The organism is Paraburkholderia fungorum, assembly GCF_902833645.1.
Taxonomy (GTDB): Bacteria; Pseudomonadota; Gammaproteobacteria; order Burkholderiales; family Burkholderiaceae; genus Paraburkholderia; species Paraburkholderia fungorum.
Map to the genome: position 1 here is coordinate 153,434 of NZ_CADFGE010000009.1, position 22,242 is coordinate 175,675.

The window sequence follows — 22,242 nt, forward strand, 5'->3', positions numbered from 1 at the left end:
GATGCACGTGATCAATGGCATGACACTTTTCTTTGGCGCAGAGGATCCTCTGAGCAACTGGCATCCGTGCCGATTCGAGTTTCGCGGTCGGCAGTTTTCGTGCGTCGAACAGTTCATGATGTACGCGAAAGCTATGCTTTTCGAGGATCACCGAGTCGCCGAAGCAGTTATCGCTACGGCAGACCCTCGGGCTCAGAAAAAGCTTGGTCGGGAGGTCAAGGGCTTCGATGAGGCAGTCTGGGTCGGGAAGCGAGAGTCGATCGTGACCGTCGGGTGCCGGGAAAAGTTTCGGCAAAGCGGTTCGCTTGCGGACGCGCTGCTCGCGACGGGGGACACCATGCTGGTGGAAGCCAGTCCGTACGACCGGATCTGGGGCGTCGGCCTGGCATGGAACGATCCGCGGATTCTCGATCAACGTCGATGGCTCGGATCAAACCTGCTGGGGAGCGCATTGATGAACGTTCGAGACATCCTGGCAACGGAAAGGCGCGAACTGACGTTTCTCGGCGAGCACCCGCAATAAGCGAACGGAATTCCGCCCGCCCCTCACGGGCCGGCGGATGACCGACTCTGATGTTCCGACAGTCACGTGACTGCCTGAGCGCGAGTCGCTCTCTCCTTTTCAACCGCCTCAGAGAGGCAAAAGGAGATCACCATGAATCCGAGACGCTTCAAGACGAGAATCGACTACTACGTCTGGCATGACGAAGGCGAGTGCGACAACAAGACGGACGATTTGCGGGAAGCCTTGCATATCCGCACCGACCTGATTGCTGACGGCCATAGGCCGATTTACATCATCGACAGTCACAACGACGAAGTCGACGATGACTATGTCGCGCGCCTGTTCGTCAATGTGCGGCAAATCAACGAAACAGTCGACAATCCAGAAGACGAGGATGCGGCAGGTCTGTATCAGGTCAGCTTCAGCCAGGCAGTCCAGAAAGATCAGGAACTACGCCGCGAAGTCCTCGCCGAAATCGCTCTCAAGGTCTTCCACGCTCATCAAGGAATCGAGGTCCTGTCGGACTTCGAAATCGAGGTTGTCGATGCGTTTGGCCGTGTCGTCGATCCGGAGACCCAATACGAGGGGTTCGGGGAAGACGACGGCGACGTCGAGAAGATCAGCGAGCCGCTTACCGAACTGCGCGACTCGACGAGTCCTGAAAGCATCGTGACCAAAGTCGGCAATCTCCGGCTGGCGAACCAGAACCTGACGACGGCACTCGCCGAAGTCGCGGCATGCCTGGATGGTTTGGGCGTGGAGGTGACGTTTAACTCGGTCCACGGTGACGTCACCGACTGGGTAACGCGTGCGCGCTACGTCGCCGAAGTGGCGCTCGGCCGTCGCCACGCGTACCCGGATCTCGATCTGGTCGGGGAATGGGTCGGACTCCACTACCACCGTAACTTTGAGGCTGAACCGGCCGAGAAGCGCGCGGAATGGGTCGGCCGCTATATGGAAGCCCATGCGTAACCTGAAGCTGGCCATGCCGGCATGAAACGAACCGTGTTCGCCGAGCCCGTTTGGGTCGGTGAACGCGGGTTTTTCCGCTGATTGTCCGCCGGAATCTGTAAAGACAAGACGTTCGGCTGCGCGACATCGCGCCGCCGAGCGCAGGGCGGGCGCTCTCTCCTTTAACCAACGCCAGTTACTGGCACAGGAGAGAACCATGAAATACGAAACCATCGAGCTCTTCCCGGTCCACATGCTGCAGATGAGCATCGAAAACCGGATCGCTCAGGCACTCCAAAACATCATCCGTCTGTTCCTCAACGGGCAGCCTGTCGTCGTGGCTTTCAGCGGCGGAAAAGATAGCAGTCTGGTCCTCGCGATCACGCTGCACGCTGCTAGGGACTATGCGGAGATGCTTCGTTCGGCTCGGGCGTTCGCGTACCGGCCGGCAGGGAACAAGGGTAGTCGCTTCCTGCCAGCCTTGCGGGCATGGAGAAACCTCCGGAAGTCCACCCCACTGCGTGCGTCGTTGAAGCGTCTCCGGGAGCCATTCGTCCTGGTCACGACATCGAACACGTTGATCGAAAACCCATCCGTCATTGAGCACATCAAGTCCGAGTTCAGCCGCGTCGAGAAGTTCGCCGCGGCCGAACAACTGCGCGTCGAGACGCACATGGTCACGCCACCGCTGTTGAGCACGTGGCAGGTCTCGGTGCTTAGCGGTCGCGCGATTCCCAGCTATGCCGGGATGAAGGGTGACTGCAGTGTCTCGTACAAGATCTTGCCGCAGCGCTCCTTTCGTCGAAAGCTGTTCCGGCGATTGAAACATGAGCGAATGGGCGTGCCGGTGACCCTCCTGGGCACCCGGTACAGCGAGAGCGAACGACGCTCGACTGCCATGCGTGCGCGTGGCGAACGGGCGGATCGGCCGGTGCGAAACAAGGACGGTGAGTACGTTCTCAGCCCGATTTGTTCATTTTCGACGGACGATGTGTGGGAAGCTCTTGCGTACTATGGCAGTGGAGTGTGGCCGAGTTACTCGGATTTCGAGGACACAAAGCGCATTTACGCTGACGCTGGCGGCACCTCCTGTGCTGTCGTCGCCGATGCCATCTACGAAGGGAGTTCAAGCAAGTCTGGCAAGTGCGGTGCACGTTTCGGATGCCACCTTTGCCTCCAGACGGAAGACAGGTCACTCGCAACGATGGTCGAGTACGATCCGCAGTACGCGTATGCGAAGGGACTGCTCACGTTGAATGAGTATCTCCGGAACATCCGCTACGACTGGTCGCGACGGAACTGGATAGGGCGAACGATCCGCAACGGCTACGTCGCTGTGGGACCGGATACGCTCCATCCGAAAACCGTGCGTGAAATTTCGCGCTTCATGCTGCAACTCGACCATGACGAACGCACCCGTGCACGTCGGGCAAAGGAAAAGCCGAAGTTCGAGCTTCTTCCGCTGGACATGCTCATTGCGTTGGACGCCATGCAATCCCTATATGGGGTTGCTCGGCCGTTCAGCTTATGGGCTGACCTGCGAGATATCCAGTTCGGGAATGTGCGGTACGACATTCCGACGATCGCTCCCGTGCCGGAGACGCCTCTCCCTGAGACGCGGTTCCTGTACGTGGGCGAGGAGTGGGACGAACGTCCGGATACAGCGTTCACGGGGCTGCGTGACAGCTACCGTGAGGCTATGACCGAGATGGGATGTCAGCCAGAACTGGTGGAACTCAGCAGCGGCAAGACGGCGTGGAAAGTCGTGACCAGCCAATCGTTCGAGGTCGACGAGGAAAGTGCCTTTCTGCTGATGGACTTCGAGCTCGAGCGTATGCTCGCGATCCACGATGGCTATCTGGCGCCGGGCGGGGTGACCTACGGGTACAAGTGGTACCTGCAATACGGGACCATACAACTGTCGCACTCCCAGCAGGCCGAGCACGATGAAGTCTGTCGCCGTTCGGAGTTCAAGGATCGGCTCGGACTTTCGTTTGAGTACGATCACGGCGCCCTGATGGAGAAGACGGTGCGGTACCGCGATCTCCCTGCGGAAGCGAGAAAGGCGTGGGCTCATAAGGCCACAAGCGACGGCAATCAACTGGAAATGCTGCTCGCTGGCGGGGAGGACCTGCTGGTGACAGCTTGATGCGAACCCGCTCTCCCTTTGGGGAGGGCGGGTGCATCTTTTACCGAATCACGCGACCAGTGGCAGATGGACTTCGATATTTTCGTGAGCCGTGAAGCGCTCCGCGGCACCGCGCACGTAGTCGTAGACCAGTTCGGTCGACGCCCAGCGCCGGCCCTCCTTCTCGGCCGCAAGGCCTGTCGTCATCGAACCCCCGAATGGATCTACGACTAGCTGCTCGGCTTCCGTCATGAAGCGGATCAGCTTACGGGCAAGATCGAGTGGCATCGGCGCCCCGTGTGCCTCCAGGCCGAGCTCACGGGCCCGCTTCTTGTACGCCCGCTGGCTGGCGCAGGTGTTTGACACATAGATCACATTGCGCATGATCTTGCCTTCGGTCGGGTTGCTGTAAGCCCCCAGCACTTGTCGGTGGGCGCCATCGCTGCTCACTCGCGGCTTCTTCACGCCGCCGGCGGCCATGAACTTCTTGTGCTTCTCGGTGTGCGGCTCCAACTCGCGACGATTGTCGGCGATGCACTTTCGGGGTTCGTTGCAGAACCAAAGCAGGAACTCGTAGCCAGAGTTCATTTGCATCCGTTCCTTGCTTGCCCACTGGATCGGGCCAGGTGCCTTATTGCTGGTCCAGATGACCCGATTCATCAGGCGAAGGCCGAGCCGATCGCATAGCGCGATGGTCAGCCGTTCCAGATACAGCGATTGCGAAGGCGAGCCCTCCTCGAAGATATCCGGCGAGAGAGAGAGCACTACGTTGCCGCCCGGCACGAGGTTCTTTACGATCGGCTCGATGTGGCGGGTGATGAAGTCGGTGTATTCCGATTCGCTCGGTCCGCCGTAGGCGCGGTGGCGGCGAAGCGGATAGGGCGGAGAGGTCAGGCACAGGAAAATCGGTTCGTGCCACGATGAGAACACGCGGTGCGCGTCGCCCCAGATCGCAATGCCGAGTTTCGTGTCGAATGCGAGCACGGACACGCCGGACCGTGCCTTCCTGAGTTTCTGTTTGCCCGCGTCCGTCAACTGCCAGACACCACGTGCGTCCTCGACCCGCTCGAGCAGGCCCTGGGCCTTCAGAGACTGGCAGTGCCAACGCACCTCACGCTGCAGCAGGCTACGCTGAGTCTTCTTCTCGCCGACGGGGGAGCGAGCGTTCATCTCCTGCATGGAGATGCCCGCGCGGCCGGCGGAGATCCGGTAAAGCTCTTGCATCGTGAGGCGGCCGCTCTCTGGCTGGGCGAAAGCGCCGCCCACGTGGTCGAACAGATCGAGTTGGCGTTCGAAAGACATGGCGAAGATCAGGAAGGGTGGATCAGGCTTATAGAGTAAGAGCCAGTTGCGCCGGTGCAAGCACGCTGTCGGGCGCGCCGCGGGACGCCTTGATTTGCATCAAGAGGCTGTAGCGGTCGATCACGTCCTCTCCTGTCAAATAATCGGCGTCGAGGCCGACCAGGCCCGAAACGCGGCGGCGCACGCTGGCGATCAGATCCGCCTCCTGAACAGTCGGCATCGCGGTCGGCCAGCCGGCGGTGAAGAGCAGATGCTCGGGCAATTCGCCTTCGATGGCCTGGCGTTCGCGAGCCGCCTGTTTGCTGTGCATGACTCGCTCCAATAGCGGCGTCGAGAGAAGATCCGGCGCAACGTCAGCGAGCCAGGAGTTGCCCTGAAAGGCAAACGTTGAATCCGCCTCAAGCTCTACCATCGAGCGGTATAGGTCGTGATTGTCTTCGCATGACGCGGCCGCGCGGAGGTCACGCTGAGCCGACATGATGCAGAAGGCGCAGCTGACGCGGCTGGCGCCGTATGTCGTGTAAGCCTCGTGAAGTGCCAGACCTGCGTGCTTGATCTCGTACAGCACGTCCTCAAGGGGCCACTCGATGATCGCGTTCCATGCCACGCCGGCGACCCCCTTACGTTGCAGCTTGGCCAGCGGCGCCGAGACGGGCATCTTGGCACGGGCGGAGCTTTCCTGACGCCGAATGCCCGACACGTTGATGATGTCCTGATCACGGAAGCGCTTCCGAAGAGCCGACGTGATCTGGGCCACCTTCATCTCAGACGTACAGAAGCGCATTGCGGGCGTACTCCACGGCAGGATCAGCCTAACGCAGGACAGCCCGGCGTAGCGGGCGACGTTGTTCTCCCAACGCGTCTGCCACCGGGCCAGCATATCGCCGGCTCTGCGTTCGACCACCATCAGTTCCCAGCCGAGTCGCTCAGCGAGGCGCCGGCAGCCAGGCAGGGAGTCGCGCCATTCCACCCGGCCAAGATCAGCGTGAACCAGCACGCGAGGGCCGGTGTGGCCCATCTCGTTCAGGTAGCGGTCGGTGGCGATCGCGCACGCATCCGAATCCTTCCCACCCGACACGCCTACCGCCACGACGCAATTGCGCGCAAGGAGGATTTCGACATCAGGCGTGACGGCAACACAGTTTCGCTTGCCGCCGGACGCAGCGTTGAGATGGATGACAGCGTGGTTCACGATAACTCCCGGTTAGTGGTGTCGGCCATGTCTCGGCCCATGTCGCTATTTGACGATGGGCTGGCGCGAATGCAACCGCGCCGCCGTGCCATCATGCCGCCAGTCGATCTCCACTAAGGTTGGTGCGCCCGATCGTTCGTTCGCGCCCGGTAGCTTTGGGATGGTCCGGAGGAACCGCAAGGTGCGGCAGGTTTGCCCGAACGTAGGCGGCGGCCCAGAGCGGCGGGACGCTGTTGCCGCACATGTGGATCTGCTTCGTTAGGCTGAACGGCCGGCCATCGTGACCACGCTCGATAATGTAGTCGTGGGGGAAGCCTTGAGCATTGAATAGTTCGCGAGGCACGAGCATGCGCAGGAGCACGTCGACGATCGCATACTCGATACCGCCAATGTTCAGCAGAACGCCGGAGATGTCGTCCGCATCACCTTCGGGGATGACGCCGTAGTGGCGCAGGAACGCCGCCACGCGCTTCGCGCCCTCAAAGTCGTCTTGCGACAGGACGCACTCGACCAGGCCGTGATGTTGGCCACCGGCGCTGATCGTGTGCAACGGTTCCTCGACGCTGCGGGCATCGCAGTTGCCACGCAGATGCACCAGGTGGGCCGTCACGAGCTGCTGCTGACTGCCTTTCTGCGTGATACTGGACATCGGCTCGCGCAGATCGCGCCCGGGCACGCCGCGCACGTCGTTGAACCCCCCGTTCATCTGGGCCAGATACGCAACGCCCAGCGCATGCTTGCTGCCGCCTGCGACGACCGTGCCTAGAGGTTGCTTCAGGTCGAGCACGCGCGGGGCTTGGCCCTTACGTTCGCCATAGCCGGTCTGAACAAGTACCGGTGCGACGAAAGCGAACTCGCCGCGATTGGCGCCGGTCACGGTCGGCAGGGGATTCGTGATCGGATGGATCCGATCGCTGCCCTGGTGCGTCAGAGAGATGATGAAAGGGTTCACTTCCTTCAAGACGTGGCGCCCGATGCCGATCGCCAGACGGCGCTGCGACGCGTCGGCCAGCGGCTTCTTGCGACCGAAGATGCTTTTGCCCGGGATGGAGAAGTCGATCGCGTCGGCGGCCGGCTTGAACGGCAATTTGTCCTCGGCCGGTTGCTTGGCATGCGTCGCCTCGGGCCAGACGAGGGGCTCGCCGTCGCAGCGGGCGTACATCATCAGGCGCTCGCGGAACGTGGCGACACCCTGATTGCAGGCGCGGTCGACACGCCACTCGACGACGTATCCCATGCTGCGCAGGATCGCCACAAAGCGCTTCCAGGTCTCACCGAGGCGCTTCGGGTCGGGCACGAGGAACTGGTCGCGCAACGGCACGTATTCGCCCTTGGCCGCCACCGTACCGTCGACCTTCACCACGCGGCCGGTCTTCGGATCGCGCTTCGCGACCATCGGGCCCCAGCGCAAAATTTGGGCCACGTTCTCGAGCGAGATGACATCCGGGCGGACTGTGCCAGCCCAATAGATTGCCACCCATGACAGCGCTCGAATCTTCCTGTCCCGCGGCTGGCCACCCTTGGCTTGCGAGAAGTCTCGGCAATCCGGCGACAGGTGAAGGTAGCCAACAGATTTGTTAGTCGATCCATTTGGATGCCTAACAATATCGTAAGGGTTCAGTTCGCGTACATCTGCGATCAAGTGGCGAGTCTGCGGGTGGTTCGCGGCATGCATGCTGAGCGCGTCTGCGTTGTGGTTCAGCGCGAAGTCGGGATGACGGTTGAGCGCGAGCTTGATTCCTTCTGACATGCCGCCTCCACCTGCAAAGAGATCGACGATGATCTTCTCCGTCTGGCGGCGCGGCTCCTTCTGAATGTCGAATATTCTGTCGCGCTTCATTCGGTTCTCCATGGGGGTCTGTTCGCAAGTTATCGAGGGCCGCGAGGCACGCCCGACCAATGAGATCAGTGTCCCTTGAGACCTTGCGAATGCAACCTTGATGGATATAACGGCTGGAAGCGCCGCTGGCTGAAGCCGCCGCCTTGTCATCCCCGTTCTGAGTGCGCTAGAATGATCGCGGCCGTTCAATCGGCATCAGTTTTCCACTGGCCTTGAGCCGTCTCAACCTCCCATCCGGGAGCACCGGAAATTCCCATTGCATATACGCTGCGATGAGTTTCACTCATCAGAGCGTCGGCGCTCGCTTCCTTTTCAAACACCGCCACGCGGAACAAGGGAGAGAGTCATGAATTGCAAGATGGAAACGAAAGCGAAATGGAGTCGCGGCAAAGCGCCTATCACCGCCGCCCAGCGTACACAGCTCGAGCGCGATGCCCGCGATCTCTACGGCACGGCGAAACGTAAGGGGTCGACGCTCGATGTGTGGGATCACGCGCAGGAAGCCCCGGCCGCTCGAGACCACTTCGAGCTTGGCTGTTGGTTGTTTCACTTCGTGCATATGGACCGCGCCGCCAAGGCAACGCTCGATCTCAGGATTGGCACCCTGCGACGCCTGTTCGAGGCGGAGATTTACTCACCGGGATACAGGTTCTACACTGTGTTCGACTTCGGCGAGCGCCAATTCGACGGCATGTTCGAGCAAGGCGATGCGCAACAGGTGATCGAAGGCTTGCGTGCCTTCCTCGCCAACGTCCGAGTGCAGAAGGGCTTCCAGTATTTCGGCTGGTCGCTCGAAGGCGCCCAAGCCGCGCTGTTCTAACAAGGACCAACGACCTGGAACGATGCCCGCCTTATCCCGTTGAGTGGATCTGGTGGGCTCTTTCACGTCAAGCGCCAGCATTGCCATGCCCATTCCCAGTGCGCTAGAATTGACGCAGCCGTTCAATCGGCACCGACTCTTCGTTGGCCATCCGTCCCCACCGTCTCCCGTCCGGGAGAGTTCGAAATTCCTCAGACATCTAAGCCGCTTTGATGAGTTCCATTCATCCGAGCGCGGTCGCTCGCTCCTTTTCAACCACCGCTGAAGCGGTACAAAGGAGTAAGTCATGAACAGCAACAATCGCAGTGCAATTCGACAACGCCGGATCGTCGCCTGCTTTCAACCGCAAGCCTGGGTCAATAACTGCGCGACCGACGTCGATGGCCAGCAAGACCTGGATGTAACCGGGGTTGTGCTGAATATGGATTTGAACAGGATCCATGCGCTGGAGGACTACCGCGATTCGACGGACATCCTGGTGAATCCGGTTGCCCTCGGTCATAACGGTCCGTTCACCGTTCGGGTTGTGGACAGCGTTTGCGAGTATTTCGACGTTGGCGCCTTGGCGGAAGTCACTCAAGAGCATATCGACGAGGCTCGTTCGGAAGTAACGCTGGTCGGTGGGAAGCCGCTTGAAAGCGCATTTACCGCGAACCAGAACGTCGTCTTCAGTTCGACGACGCCGGACGGCTCCGTCCAGGGCGGGTTTGCAGACGAGTTCGTGGCCGCGGACACGGCTACGAAACTGCCAGCCCCCGAGTTATTTTCCGGCAACTGGAATCATCTGTTTGGCCCTGGCACGGCGGAAACACGGTGCCGTATCGTGATCGACGCGGCGAACGAAACGCTGATCGCTGCACAAGCGTTCGACGGGCTGAAGTGGGTCGATCTGAGTTCGGCAGAGAAAGCCGATCTTTCGGAGTCGCTGTTTGAGGCGAATGAGGTTTGCAGAGCCCCGAAGGATTGGGACCTTTCGCCAATCGAGTCGTTTCCGCGGTGGGCTTCGCCTCAGGAAAGCCCGGAGCAGCCCGATGCTGATGTGCTCCTGGGCGCCGCTGCGGCACTTCGACCCTTTGCCGAAATAGGTGCATGGCTATTTGCGAGAAATCTTCCGGATGAAACTCCGTTGGTCGACGTCAAACTGCTCAACGGTGCGGCGACGAGCCTGACGCGCGGAGCCTTCAAGGCGGCCTTTACCGCTTGTCAGGCTATCGAGGATCACCGGGAGTCGTCTGCGCCGGCTGGGCCGATCGATCTGCTTACGCGGCTGGTCAGGTGGGCTGAGCATATGGGTGGCTGGGAGGCCCCCGTGTGGGAGGAGGCGTTTTCGTTCCTGGCCGCTCGTCAAGCAGCATCGCCTACGGAAGCGCAATCGCCGGACCGTCCGGTGACGTCAACAGCCGTGCGCAAAACTGTGATTCAGTTCTCGGTCTTGCATGACGACGGAAAGGACCTTTCGTCGATGTCGCTCGGCGATATTGCCTGCGAGTGTGACGAGGGCGGTTATGTCGGCGGCGGTCTCTTGGTGGTGTCGAGCGAGGCGCTGACACGTGAGCAGCTTGAGTTCGAAGCGGAAAAGCTCGGCTCGGAGTCTACATTCTTCGAGGATGATTCGACGAAGGAGTCGCCGACGCCGAGCGTGTAATTCCAACCTGTAACCAATGCCCGCCGTGTCTCCCGAAGTGGGGGGCGCGGCGGGTTTTTTTGTGCTGAGCCCCCGATTGCCATTCCCGTTTCCGGTGCGTTAGAATTGGAAACGCCGTTCGATCGGCATCAGCTTTCCATCGGCTCCGTGCCGTCTCTGCCTCCCACCCGGGAGCGACCAGCAATTCTCCAAGACATTTCGACCGCTGTGATGAGTTTGGCTCATCCGAGCGATGTCGCTTCTCCTTTTCATTCACCGCCAAGCGGTACAAAGGAGAGAATCATGAACAGCGACAGTGGCGTTAATGTAGGCCTGACGGATCAGGAAGTGGTAGACGGTGCTGAGCGTATGGCACGCGTACTTCTCCATGCATGGGGTTTCCAATTCTCTGGTGCGGCTGTGCGGACGAGCGGAAATCCTCGCGCGATCAGCGCCTGGGATGTCGTTACTAAGATGCTGGAGGAGTACAACGGCACGGATCTCGTCAGCGCCATCGCCGCTATCGATTCCGACGCCTCGGACTCGGCACCAGTCGAATCACCGGTGACCGCATTCGAGCGAAAAGTGAACAGGGCGCTGCAAGCGGCGACCGGGCTACAGGTCGTCTTTAGTTCGATGCTTCAGGAACGCTCCAAGCACAATGCCGTGTACCACGCGCATTCGGGCCAGCAGGCAACGATCGTCGGCGTCGGCGTCAATCCGGATCTGGAGCAAGATTGGGATGAAGAAACCCTGCCATTCCTGAGGGTTCGCTTCGAGGACGGTGTCGAGGTGGCCGCGTTTGGTGAGGAACTGTTCAGTAACGACGAACGTTTCTTTGCCCTGTATTCAGCCGTTCTCGGGGGATATGGGGCGGCGCGCGATCTGTCGGGACAGTTCGTAGGCCCTTACCATCTGGCACTGGAAGGTAGCGACGCGGACAAACGAGCCTATGTCGCGACCCTGAATACCATGCCGTCAATCACGGAATGCGACCAGGCACCGTGGACACCGTTGGAATTCCGTGTGAGCGGCAATGGGCCGGACCCGACCGCGTAATCTCTCAACCGCAACGCTTGCCCGCCGCGCCTCCCTCACAGGAGGCCGGCGCGGCCTCGAACCTGTCATTTGATCGGCTCGGCCAGGCAGCGCGCCTCGCCGAGCTTTCGCTCGCTCCTTTCAATCACCGCGAAGCGGTAAAAGGAGTAAAACATGAAGCGCGACACTAAAGGCGACGTTCGGCCCAATTCACGGAGTCCATTCACACAAGAGCAATTCGTCCTCCCGCTGCTGGACTGCCTGGAACTGGAAGGCGGACGTGCTCGCACGCGCGATCTTTGCGATGCTGTAGCGGTCAAGATGGGCATCGAAGAAGAGACCCGCAACGAGATGATCGATATCGGCGGCCAGGAGTACAACCGATTCGATCGTACAGTGCGATGGGCACAGCAACGCGCAAAGGCGCTCGGGCTGACCCTTCCCACCGGGAAAGCGACATGGGAACTGACCGGCAAGGGTAAGGAAGCACTGCATCGCGCGGCCCCGGGACTTGTGATCACGATTTTCACAACGGCGGATGGCGTCGCATTGTTCGGCCGCGCCGAGGAAGCCGTGGCGCATATCGACGACGGCAGTGTGCGGTTGCTATTCACGTCTCCGCCGTACCCGCTGCTTCGGGAAAAGCAATACTCGAACAAGGCGGCGAACGAATACGTTGACTGGCTTCTTCGCATTGCCGAGACGTGGCCGAAAAAGATGGCGCGGGATGGTTCGGTGGTGATCAACCTCGGTGACGTGATGAACCGCGGAGAGCCGACGTTCTCGCTGTATCAGGAACGTTTGCTGATACGCCTCGAGGACGAACTCGGTTGGAAGCTATGCCAACGCTACGCCTGGCACAATCCATCCAAACTTCCGGCGCCGGCGGAGTGGGTGACGGTCCGTCGGGTTCGAGTCAAGACTTCACTCGAACAGTTGTACTGGCTAGCGCCGAACGAAATGCCCTTTGCGGACAATCGTCAGGTGCTCGTCCCGTACAGTGAGTCGATGAAATCGATGCTCTCGCGCGGCGGGGAAACGCGTGCCTCGCGCCCTAGCGGCCATCAGATCGCTGAAGGTTCGTTCGCCGTGGACAACGGCGGCGCGATACCGGGCAACCTGCTGACGATGAGCAACACGTCTTCCAATGACGCGTATCAACGACTGTGCCGGGAAAAGGGCGTGCCGATTCACCCAGCTCGTTTTCCCGCAGGTATGCCCGAGCACTTTATCAAGATGTGTACCGAAGAAGGCGACACCGTCTTCGACCCCTTCAGCGGCTCGTTCCAGACCGGTGCCGTAGCAGAGCGGCTGGGAAGGAAGTGGATCGGAACCGAGTTGCACCTCGAATATCTCGCGGGCGCAGCGCTTCGATTTCCTCATTCCACAATTCATCAACCGCAACTGATGCACGACATGAAGCATCCGAATGTACTGTTCTGATCGACGTTGTGCATAAATCCGACCCCGTCCGCCCTTTGGGCGGCGGGGTCATCAATCCGACTGTGCCCGGAGCGGGTGCCTGCGAGCTGGTGTTGGGAGCTGGTTGCCCCTTCCACTCGCAGTGCGCTAAAATGCCTTCAGCCGTTCGGTCGGCATCAGCTTTTCACTCGGCTCCGCGCCGCATCAGCTTCCTGCAGGAAGCGCCCGTAATCCCCTAGGTATCTTGAACGCTATGATGAGTCCCGCTCATCCGAGCGCTGCCGCTCGTCTCCTTTTCAACCGCCTATAGGGCAACAAGGAGCTGAGCATGAATCAGGAAGTCGTTTCGCAGGATGAGGAAGCGCACCGATCGTCCGAGCCGGTGCTGATCATTGGCGTCAAGGAAGACCGCAACACGATCCTGGCCGCGCTGCGGTTCTACCAGGAACGCGGTATGGGTGAACCCGCCAACCGTTCGGACGCCATCCACGATATCGCGACCAACGATAACGAGGATATCTCCTACGATGACGGTGATATCGACGATCTGTGCGAGCGCGTGAACGGTGCGCCATCGGTACGCAACCTGACGGACGTGAGGACCGCGGAGCTCTTCGCGGAGCTCCGGCGGCGCGAGGCGATGGCAGGCTTGCACGGTGCGATCGGGTCGCTCTACGATCAGCTTCAGCAACAGCGCATCATACCGGTCGGGTCCCACCTGATCACGTATCTGGCGTATCGGCTGAAGCGTGAGGAATCGCTGGTGGCCGGCTTGCCGCGTGCCAGCGACGCGGCTCAGGTCTGGCAACTCAAGATCGATCAGATGGGGCAGGTCGAAGCCTAACCCTCTGGCGCTAACTCGTCGGCTACCGGCCGGCGAGACCCAACGCTATCGGTTGGGTCATCTCCATGCGGGATGACCGAGCCTTCGGCTCTCTCTTTTTCTACCGCCATCACTGGCAAAAAGGAGAACCCATGAATCAGCAATTTGTCGCAGATATTCCGAAATCGTCGAGTCTCTCCCAAGCCCAAGCAGCACAACTGCCGATTGATCTTCAAATGGTCGTTCTGGACGAAACGAGGTTTTACAGGGAAGACGTCCAGCGACTCGCGCGCAAGGTCTTTCAGGTCTATGCCTACGACGCGAATCGGGTGACCTACTGCAGCGAAATTACGCCGAGCTATGATCTGCGAGCGATCGAAACGTACGCGTTGACCGCGTCCGATTTGAACGCGGCGAAGCGCGAAGAGGTCTACGGGATGCTGAACGCGGAGCCTCACGATTCGCAATACCGGCACTGCAAGTCCGTCGACGGGCTTTCGAGCTTGTATCGTCGGCCGTACCATGTGTTCGAGCGCGACACGGACGAGGATTACGATTTTCAACTGGAAACGCTCCTCGAGCACATCCGCTGCGATCCGCCTTGCATCATGCCTGGACGATCGGACTGCATCATCGTGTAATGATGATGATGAAGAGCGGCGGCGCGGAAGTTTTGCGCCGCCTGTCTCCCACCAAAAAGTACCTTTTCCGTCGATCGGACCGAAAAGTGCCAGCGGCTCCTTTACCAACGCCCGATGGGCATAGAGGAGTGAACCATGAAACAGGAAAGTAACCATTCGCGTCGTGATCTCACGGACCCGGCCTACGCCGACGAGGCATTGTCGCGCTGGTGTACGGTACCGAAGTCGATGATCGTCATCGAGTACAGCGGGACAGGTGATCCGTTCTTCGGTGGCAACGCAGACGATCGCACGCTCGGCGTCGACGGCCTCATCAAGACCCGGATGTCGAGGGTAGAGACCGCCGAGTTCGCGACGGTCCAGGAAGCACATGAAGCCGCAGTAAAGGTGTCGAACCGTCGCCCGAACACGATTCTTGGCGTCGCGCCCACCTGGCGCTGACAGCAATACGACGCCTGCCCGACGGGGTGCAGGCGGCCGGCTCCACCATTGTGGGGCGTGGCAGGTCCCCCAACCCGCCACGCCGACGAAACGGCTTTCTCCTTTTCAACGCCTTTCGGGCATCAACGGAGATATCCATGAACAGTAAACCTGAAATGCAGAAGCCAGTGATGATCGCTTCGACGGAGAAGGTCTCGGTGTCCATGCAGCGCAGGAACGGCAACACGTTTGTCGAGATCGTGTCAGGTGGCCGTGACCTCACGGTTCGGACACAGGACGGCACGGCAGAGGATCTGCGCGCGATTGCGAAGGATATGCGAGACGACGCGCTGGTCCGCCTGGGTCGTGCGGCTCTGGTCCTCGCGGGCGCAGAAGAGTTGGAGTGCGCCGCTCTGGCGAAGAAAGCAGCCTAAGGAACCATCAATCCCACCGTCTTTCGCTGGTCCCCGAATTGGAGGCTGGCGAGCCGATCTACCGTCTCGGCCGGGCACAACTGCCTCGCCGAGCTGCCGGCTCGACTCCTTTTAAACGCCCATGTGGGCAACCAAAGGAGAAACCAATGAATAGTAACGCTCAACAGCAAGCCGTCGGGGCAACGGATGGCCAAGTGCTCAGCCTGTTCGTCATCTCGGGAGCCGCTCTTGGTGACGACAGCGACACGTTTCATGTGATCGCAGCGGAAGACGTGAATGTAGCGACGGACGAGTTCAAGCGTCGTCTGCTCGACGGTCTGCGCGGAGCCAATTCGGAGGATCTGAACGATCCGGAAAATCCGGAGCTTATCGTCGTCGACACGGAGAAGATCGGTTCGATCAGCGGTACGAGCATTGTGACTCTGGAGCGGCAGTATCGACCGACGTTTCCCCCGGTCACGAGCTCGCGGCTGACGGCGGAGCAGGTCGACGCACTGCAACTGCTGAAGGTCGCTCTGGCGGCCGCTACGGACTCGGGCCTGTTCGACGAGTTGCTGGCCAACTGCAAAAGCCCCGACAGCATCAACGACGTGTGCGACGCTGTCGCGGAACTGGAGGCGTAATGGCCAGCCAGATCGAAACCAGCGCTGTTCCAGGGAGTTGTAGCGCGATGCCGTCAACGGCGCGGTACCGCACGCGCGCGTGGGAACATGTCCGTGTCGCACATCGTCGTGCGTCCCCCGGTTTTGCGCGCATCCTGCGCGAAGGCGCCCGCGCCACGCAAATCGCCTACCAGATCCTCATGGCGCAGTACGGCGGCCAGCCTGTCGGGGTCGAGTGTCGAAAAGAAGATCGGGAAACTTGGGCATTCGTTTTGCCTGACGCGTCCGGTGATAAACCGTGGCGTATCCAGCAGTTCGATCAGAACGGGTTCATCGGTCATCTTTGCTTCGACACGATCGCAGAAGCAGTGGAAGAGATGCTTCGTATGGGCCACCTGACAGTCGATGTTGGCGCCCTCGATCGCGTCGCCGCCACGGACGGTTGGGCGCTCGGTATTCGCCGCGCGGCCATCGTGCAACGTTGCCAGGAAGGTCTGATTTCGTACGCACAGATGGTCGAGGAGCTTTCCTCCACGGTCTGATCAACGAAACCAGATTCATGCCGCCGCGCCTTCGGGCCGGCGGCGTCAAACCGGGTATCCGGTTCGGCCGGGCCGCGCGCCTCGCCGAGCCTACGGCTCACTCCTTTTCAACCACCCGCTACGGGTACGAAGGAGAAAGTCATGACCAGCAAAAATGAAGAGCAGTACATCAAGATCGCCGCTGATTCGGTCGCAGCGTTGCGCAGGGTTGACGTCTTTCGCGTTCTCGATTCGGTTCGGGCAGACAACATCGACGGCGTGACTCGTAGCGACATCGCATCGTTCATCGTGAAGCATCGCGCGGATCTCTGTGACGAGGTGGGGACGGTCATGCGCGAAGAGTTCGCCGGCGATGGCTGGACCGTTGACGCTGCACCGGCCCGGAATCGGCAAGGCCAGCGGGTCGTTCTAGTCGTAGACTACGTCAATCCGGAGATGGACGCGGAAGACGTGTCGAATCTGGCGACATGGGCGGAAGTATGCCTCGGCCGCTCCTTCAAGGTTGACGTTACGGCATATGCAAGTGTGGAAAGTGCCTTGTGCGGCTTGAAGGAACAGGAAGACAGCAGCGGGGCCGTATCGCGGTCTGCTCCCGATTCGTTGACTCTCGCGTATGTTGCGATCGGCGCACGGGACGCGCTCCGGCAAGGGTCGTTAGCCGATCTGGATGCATTCAACGGCGAGATCGGCTTCATCGAGGCAGTGACCGAGCATGTAGTGTTCGTTGACACTGTTGGCGACTGGTTCGATGCGAATGGTGATCACCCCGGGGTCTTCGCGTACGAGGTCGCTACTCCGTTCGGTGAGGCCATAGCGCGCGCGATGATCGTCGCGGGCAACGCTGTGGCTGAGCCGGGACCGATCTTGCGAGAGGTCTTGGTCAAGGCTGGCTATGCCGAAGACGGCGTCAATCTGGCTATCCAGAATGCTATGCACCGAAAGTGACATAAATCCGAAACTGTGCCCGTCGTGCGCTTCTGGAGAGGAGCGCCGGCGGGTATCCACGTCTTCGGGCACGCGACCGATGCGGAGAGCCACCCTCATTCGAGACCTTGCCCGCCATGCCGTCCTTCGCAGACGGCGGGCTCCGAATTCTCTGGTTCGGCCAGGCGATACGCCTCGCCGAGCTGACGCTCACTCCTTCTCAACCGCCCATAGGGCATCAAGGAGTTTGCAATGAAGAGCAACGAGAACAGCAACGCTCAGTGGATTGGATGCAGTGTGGTATTCGGTGCATCGAGAGACGGCCGTCGCGTGGAAAGCATCCAGATCAGTGGCGCCCTGGCGTGTTTCGATCGCCGCAAGGATCTCGGTGAGCAGGCTGGTGCTGCGGTCGCAGACTGGCTCAGCCGGCAAGAGCGCGTTCACGGGCATCGGTATCACGATGCGGTGATCAGTAACATTGAAGTGCGAACCGATGACGGCCGGTTTCTCGACGGAACCAAGCATGGCTGGAGCGTCCTCGACCACGCGTGTTGGCGCAAGGCAATCGGGCACGCGGGCTACCGCATTGGTAATAACGGACTGCCGAACGGCTGGTACGCGCTGCTGCCCGGAGTGACCGAGTTCAATCAGGGCGACGAGAGCCACAACTACATCGGCTTTTTCTCTTCCGAGGCAGACCTGATCGAGGAAATCTATGAGCGTGTCGTCGCCGAGACGACTGTGGCGTGAGCTGGCGCCCCCTGCGGAAGAGTCGCAGAACACCGCGTAGCCCACTTATGAAAGGAGTTCATCATGATATTGGATGCACACGACGCGTCTGAGATCGTCGGAGGAATTGTCACAGTCGTGACTGCCGTGCTCGGCTTTATTCTGCGATATCACAAGGCCGTCGTGAAGCGCTACAAGCGCGACAGGGACATCGCTTGTGACGACATCGCCTTCCAGCTTGCGCTCGAAGCGGAGTACGTCGCCTTGCTACGAGAGAAGGGGGTGAAGATGGAGCCCGGGATCAAGGTCGCCATGCGAAACCGGCTGCGGGCTCAAGGTCTCGAGTTTTCCGGGAAGTTTACCCCCGGTCGCGTTGCCTCTTCGCGGGCAACGCGCGGAGTCAAGCCCGCCTTCTATCGAGTTAAGGCAACCCTCGAAGCAATGGGAGAGCGCCCGGAATCGGCCTGAGTGTTAGGTCACCGCAGATCTAGCCGGCTGCCAGCAGTAACCATCATGTTAATCAGGATCCGCCGCCTTTCTCTTCGGAGAGGGCGGCGGCCGCCGATCCTTTCTGGCTTGGCCAGGCGCTACGCCTCGCCGAGCTGCTGGCTCACTCCTTTTCAACGGCCGGATACAGGCATAAGGAGAACATCATGAACAATAATAAACACCCGAAGCAATCGAAGAACGCGAAGTACGTCGTCATGGACGAGCACACACTGGGGTATGTGATGGACGAGGCTCCAAACTACATCGGTGTGCTTGCGGGTAGTGTGAAGCGTGGTGGCCGTAACCCCCTTGACGGACCCGCGATCATCGCGGCAGGTATCACGCGCCTTCGCCCGGCAACTGAGGTCGACTTCGAATTTTTCCGGGTCGCAATTCCGATTGATTTCGTGTGGGCGGACGGTGGTTGCGAGCGCGACCGGTGGGATGCAGGACAACAAGTCATCCATCACTACGTGTGGCCGACGAACGTGGAAATCATCGGACGACGCGGGTGGAATCTCGTGACTCGTCAGCATCTGCAATGTTTCGTCGACGTGTGCTATCTCGGTAGCGGGGAACCGTCTTGCAACTCAGGCCGGATGAGGCTGGACTTCCACGTGGAGTTCGACAAAAACGGGGCAGTAAGCGAAGCATACGCGCTCGACATGCACGAAAAGATCGCCGGCTATAGAGGCGACGTGGACTTCGGGCCCGCAGTCTGGACGGGACAGTACGAACAAGCGGCCGCGCGGGAAGGCTGGATGCTTTCGGACCGCGATCGGGAGCTGCAGGTACAACGGATCGTCGATCCCGAAGCCTACCGCGAGGCGACCGATCGGCTTCCGCCGGAACTCGAAAGCGACAATGCGGCGTTTCGCATTGTCGCGAACGGGCAGGCGCCGCATCATCTTGCGGCCCGGGCAATCCTGAAGGGGAATAACTGCGGGGCATACGCGGGCGTCATGGCCTACAAGACGTATCAGGCATCTGCCAGCGCTTACTTGGCGCAGTGATCTCATTCGTATTCAACCCACCACGCGCTCCCCTTGGGGATTCGCTGGTGGGTTTTTCTCTTTGTAGACCCGGCCTCGATGAGGCTAGCTCTCGTTTCGCCTATGCTATAGCACCGATATGGTACTGGACAAACTTCCCAAAGCGGCTCTCCCTGCGTTGGCTGGAAATGGAAGCGGCTGCGGGCAAGCCGCTCAAGCAGACACTTGAGGAAATCAACGCTACGTGCGGGACCGCCTAACGCGATAACTGGCCCGCACTATCTGGGTTAAAGTTTTCGCGACCAGATGTCGATAAACATTGTGGGAAATTGGCGATGAACGATTACGCCAGGGCTCTCATGTATTGGGAGAATTGTTCGGTTCTGCAATGCGTGAGCGTGGCCTGTGCATATTGTCGGGTTGTAACGACGCAAGAGAAGAAGCGCAAAGGAGGATTCTTGATGGAATTGCTGGAGGCTGTGGGGGCGTTCGCGTTCTCGATGGCGGTCTTGATCGGGTTCAATTCGGCTTCGCGGTGGTCTCGAGATACGGATCTGGACGTCGAGCCTGGCGAGTACCGGAACGGTGGAGCGATTGTCGGATGCAACGTGCTTTCCTACGGCATGGTTGCTGTTGAAGCATGGAAACTGGTCCAGTTTGCAGCGCTCCCCGCCACCATCCGGGACGTCGCGGCCGTGTTGCTGTGCCTGGCGGGATTCTGGGTAGCGCAGTTCACGGTCACGAAACTACGGAAGCGCAACGTGTCCGACTACTGGGTCATTCGCTACTACGTGAAGACAGAACCCGGCGACCCTAACGGGCCGTGGCGCAGATGGGAGGATGTGGGGCTGCTGCGGTCGCGCCAAGAGGCGGAGCGCGCGCTCGAGCGCTGCCGGAGTTTGAAGCCGAGCTATCACTTCGGCGCCCACCGTCTCAGCCGGGCCGAGTGGATCGCTTTTCAACCTGAACTCCAACAGGCGATCGCGCTGAAATGACCTCAAGCCCCCTTTCGACGATGTGATTGACCCAGTGCAATAGGCAGTTGCAGGAACCATCGAAACATGAATACTCCGCCCCCGCTTGAACCCGATCCGTTCGCGCACACGCTCGCTGGTGTGCTTGTCGGTAAGCGTATCGAATCGGACCACCGCGACCGCAACGCGTTATTGGCGCGCCTCCGGGATGAAGGAAGAGCAACCCAAATGGCATTCTATGGGACGTGTGCGCCCGCTGCGCATTGCGTCGTCGAAACGGTCGCCGATGTGGATTTCGGTGCCGTCTGGTCCGAGCACATCATCAAGCGCATCGTGAGTCTCGAACATCGCCGATGCGGGTCACTTTCGGCGGACGTTGCTCGTTTCGATCCCTCTCGGCTGGGTGGCCGCGGTGCAGCGGGCCGTCGACGCGATCGAGCACGCGCAGCAGAGGGTCGGCGCTTGCTGGCGGAACGAATCCATCGACTAACAGCAGAGTTTGAGCGGCGTGGACAATTCAGTGCCACGCTGTTAAGCCACGATATCGAAGACTGAGAGGAAGGATCGTATGAATCTGGTTGAAGTCACGCAGGAAGGGGCAGGGATTCTAGATATTGCGAATTCTGTAGCCGACGGTTTTTTCACCGCCGGAGTCGAGACTTGCTGCGTCTACATTTTCTATGGTGCACAGCGCTATGCGCTCGTCCACGATACGGGGCAAATCGCGCTGCCAGCCATCGTGGCAATCGCTCGGCAATGCGGCACGATCCAGGAAGCCTTCTGCGCCATCAATCCTCTGCGGGTGTCGAGGGAAGCCGACGAGTTGCATGAGGATCGCCGGGGCCGCCTAAAGAATCTGCTGAAGTTGAAGCGTGGCATGTCGAAGCTCGTGATACCGGACGGTAACCTTGCCTGTTTGAGCAACAGGACGTCCTTGGTGACTAACCAGCAAATCATGGCCTACGATCCTGCCTTTACCCGAGCGCCCGGCGCGGATGTTCGAAAGCAGATCAACATCCTCAACAACCTGTTCTCGAAGAAGAACTCGCAGAGCCTGCCCGTCGATTTCCAATTCGATGTCGACCACTATACTGCTTATCCGCCGCTTCTGAAGACCGACGCTGAGATGCAGGCGCTCGCCGAAGACAAGCTTCGTCAAGGTGATACGGACTATCTGGGGATGCTTAAGGCAGCGCGAGAGATTTTCGCTTCTGCTTCGGCAGTCGAGCGGATCTGAACGAGAGCAGCGGACCGTCTACGAGCCCGCTCTCGCCGAAATAGCCAATGCGAATCGAATCCGAGACTACGGGGTATTGGATGTCCAGAATTCTTAGCGTCGCCAACAAGCTTCTGTCCATACGCGGCGCCATCGACATAACGGATGGCGACGGGAATCTGGCTTATCGTGGAAAAGGCCAGTTCGCGTTCTTCTCGCCGAAGTGGCGAATCTATCGCGAAAACAATCTGGTGGGGACGATCCGCCGCAGGATCCTGACATGGGCACCTACGTGGGACATCTCTGGCGAACTCGGCGCGTTTGCGATCAAGCGGAAGCGCTTCGCATTCACTCGGCAGTATTACGCGGTCGGCGGGCCTGCTCACGGCACCACGGTGAGCGGCAATCTGTGGGACTTTAAGTTCCGTGTTGCCCGCGCAGGAGAGACCCTTGCCAAGGCCCGGGGGCGCGTGTTGACGGTGCGGGATCGACACGATGTCGAGGTGTTCGGTCAACCCGAACTCTTCGTGGTCTTCGCAATGCTGGTCCTGCAGATGGAGCGCCGCGACGAACGGCGTAAGGAACAGATGGAGCAAGAGAGCTAACCGCAACCAAAGACGACGAGGAACAGACG

At 60.0% G+C, this 22,242-nt stretch carries 24 protein-coding genes; 21 read left to right on the plus strand and 3 right to left on the minus strand.

Features of this window, described 5'->3' with window-relative positions:
- Window position 1 precedes the first annotated feature (1 nt).
- The 3 genes from HWX91_RS26065 to HWX91_RS26075 all read left to right on the plus strand — a co-directional run bounded on the left by HWX91_RS26065 (window position 2) and on the right by HWX91_RS26075 (window position 3,605).
- Window positions 2-523, plus strand: a complete 522-nt coding sequence (locus tag HWX91_RS26065; protein WP_042274424.1) for an NADAR family protein — start codon at window positions 2-4, stop codon at window positions 521-523.
- Between the two features lie 132 nt (window positions 524-655).
- Window positions 656-1,477: a hypothetical protein gene (locus HWX91_RS26070; RefSeq protein ID WP_028195546.1), complete on the plus strand. Its 822-nt coding sequence runs from the start codon at window positions 656-658 to the stop codon at window positions 1,475-1,477.
- Between the two features lie 196 nt (window positions 1,478-1,673).
- On the plus strand, window positions 1,674-3,605 hold the full coding sequence (locus HWX91_RS26075; protein ID WP_028195545.1) for an adenine nucleotide alpha hydrolase family protein: 1,932 nt from the start codon (window positions 1,674-1,676) through the stop codon (window positions 3,603-3,605).
- Between the two features lie 48 nt (window positions 3,606-3,653).
- Here HWX91_RS26075 and HWX91_RS26080 read toward each other — a convergent pair whose 3' ends face one another.
- From HWX91_RS26080 to HWX91_RS26090, 3 genes are all read right to left on the minus strand, one after another.
- Window positions 3,654-4,946 (minus strand): site-specific DNA-methyltransferase, encoded by a 1,293-nt coding sequence (locus HWX91_RS26080; protein WP_244144142.1) that lies wholly within the window; start codon window positions 4,944-4,946, stop codon window positions 3,654-3,656.
- A complete protein-coding gene (locus tag HWX91_RS26085; protein WP_244144143.1) occupies window positions 4,915-6,078 on the minus strand; it encodes a phosphoadenosine phosphosulfate reductase domain-containing protein in 1,164 nt (387 codons plus the stop codon). Before HWX91_RS26085 ends, HWX91_RS26080 begins: the two co-directional genes overlap by 32 nt.
- Window positions 6,079-6,169: 91 nt before the next feature.
- Window positions 6,170-7,918, minus strand: coding sequence for a DNA cytosine methyltransferase (locus tag HWX91_RS26090; RefSeq protein WP_063627870.1), 1,749 nt, complete (start codon window positions 7,916-7,918; stop codon window positions 6,170-6,172).
- A 358-nt stretch (window positions 7,919-8,276) separates the two neighbouring features.
- Between HWX91_RS26090 and HWX91_RS26095 the strand changes: the two genes are divergently transcribed.
- The 18 genes from HWX91_RS26095 (at window position 8,277) to HWX91_RS26180 (ending at window position 22,213) form a co-directional block, all read left to right on the plus strand.
- Entirely contained in the window at window positions 8,277-8,738 is a 462-nt protein-coding gene (locus tag HWX91_RS26095) for a hypothetical protein (RefSeq protein ID WP_042274422.1), read from the plus strand.
- A gap of 286 nt (window positions 8,739-9,024) precedes the next feature.
- Window positions 9,025-10,383 carry a hypothetical protein gene (locus tag HWX91_RS26100; protein WP_028195542.1) on the plus strand — a complete coding sequence of 453 codons (1,359 nt, stop codon included), beginning with the start codon at window positions 9,025-9,027 and terminating at the stop codon, window positions 10,381-10,383.
- 282 nt (window positions 10,384-10,665) lie between these two features.
- Window positions 10,666-11,421, plus strand: coding sequence for a hypothetical protein (locus HWX91_RS26105; RefSeq protein WP_052660677.1), 756 nt, complete (start codon window positions 10,666-10,668; stop codon window positions 11,419-11,421).
- Window positions 11,422-11,574: 153 nt separating this feature from the next.
- The gene (locus HWX91_RS26110; protein ID WP_052660676.1) at window positions 11,575-12,843 is read left to right on the plus strand and encodes a site-specific DNA-methyltransferase; all 1,269 of its coding nucleotides are present in this window, start codon (window positions 11,575-11,577) and stop codon (window positions 12,841-12,843) included.
- Between the two features lie 307 nt (window positions 12,844-13,150).
- A complete protein-coding gene (locus tag HWX91_RS26115) occupies window positions 13,151-13,666 on the plus strand; it encodes a hypothetical protein (RefSeq protein WP_028195541.1) in 516 nt (171 codons plus the stop codon).
- A gap of 131 nt (window positions 13,667-13,797) precedes the next feature.
- Window positions 13,798-14,286 carry a hypothetical protein gene (locus HWX91_RS26120; protein WP_028195540.1) on the plus strand — a complete coding sequence of 163 codons (489 nt, stop codon included), beginning with the start codon at window positions 13,798-13,800 and terminating at the stop codon, window positions 14,284-14,286.
- Window positions 14,287-14,421: 135 nt separating this feature from the next.
- Entirely contained in the window at window positions 14,422-14,727 is a 306-nt protein-coding gene (locus HWX91_RS26125) for a hypothetical protein (protein WP_028195539.1), read from the plus strand.
- 137 nt (window positions 14,728-14,864) lie between these two features.
- Window positions 14,865-15,140 (plus strand): hypothetical protein, encoded by a 276-nt coding sequence (locus HWX91_RS26130; protein WP_028195538.1) that lies wholly within the window; start codon window positions 14,865-14,867, stop codon window positions 15,138-15,140.
- Between the two features lie 146 nt (window positions 15,141-15,286).
- The gene (locus tag HWX91_RS26135) at window positions 15,287-15,763 is read left to right on the plus strand and encodes a hypothetical protein (protein WP_028195537.1); all 477 of its coding nucleotides are present in this window, start codon (window positions 15,287-15,289) and stop codon (window positions 15,761-15,763) included.
- A complete protein-coding gene (locus HWX91_RS26140; protein ID WP_244144144.1) occupies window positions 15,763-16,284 on the plus strand; it encodes a hypothetical protein in 522 nt (173 codons plus the stop codon). Before HWX91_RS26135 ends, HWX91_RS26140 begins: the two co-directional genes overlap by 1 nt.
- Before the next feature lie 141 nt (window positions 16,285-16,425).
- Window positions 16,426-17,229, plus strand: coding sequence for a hypothetical protein (locus tag HWX91_RS26145; protein WP_028195535.1), 804 nt, complete (start codon window positions 16,426-16,428; stop codon window positions 17,227-17,229).
- Between the two features lie 231 nt (window positions 17,230-17,460).
- Window positions 17,461-17,958 (plus strand): hypothetical protein, encoded by a 498-nt coding sequence (locus HWX91_RS26150; RefSeq protein ID WP_028195534.1) that lies wholly within the window; start codon window positions 17,461-17,463, stop codon window positions 17,956-17,958.
- Window positions 17,959-18,021: 63 nt separating this feature from the next.
- Complete coding sequence (locus tag HWX91_RS26155; RefSeq protein WP_028195533.1) at window positions 18,022-18,405, plus strand: hypothetical protein; 384 nt, start codon at window positions 18,022-18,024, stop codon at window positions 18,403-18,405.
- A gap of 185 nt (window positions 18,406-18,590) precedes the next feature.
- On the plus strand, window positions 18,591-19,439 hold the full coding sequence (locus HWX91_RS26160; protein ID WP_028195532.1) for a hypothetical protein: 849 nt from the start codon (window positions 18,591-18,593) through the stop codon (window positions 19,437-19,439).
- Window positions 19,440-19,879: 440 nt separating this feature from the next.
- Window positions 19,880-20,413: a hypothetical protein gene (locus tag HWX91_RS26165; protein WP_102857268.1), complete on the plus strand. Its 534-nt coding sequence runs from the start codon at window positions 19,880-19,882 to the stop codon at window positions 20,411-20,413.
- Window positions 20,414-20,479: 66 nt separating this feature from the next.
- Complete coding sequence (locus HWX91_RS26170) at window positions 20,480-20,947, plus strand: hypothetical protein (RefSeq protein ID WP_127837822.1); 468 nt, start codon at window positions 20,480-20,482, stop codon at window positions 20,945-20,947.
- Between the two features lie 13 nt (window positions 20,948-20,960).
- The gene (locus HWX91_RS26175; protein ID WP_028195530.1) at window positions 20,961-21,629 is read left to right on the plus strand and encodes a hypothetical protein; all 669 of its coding nucleotides are present in this window, start codon (window positions 20,961-20,963) and stop codon (window positions 21,627-21,629) included.
- A gap of 47 nt (window positions 21,630-21,676) precedes the next feature.
- Window positions 21,677-22,213, plus strand: a complete 537-nt coding sequence (locus HWX91_RS26180; RefSeq protein WP_052660675.1) for an LURP-one-related/scramblase family protein — start codon at window positions 21,677-21,679, stop codon at window positions 22,211-22,213.
- Window positions 22,214-22,242: the final 29 nt, after the last annotated feature.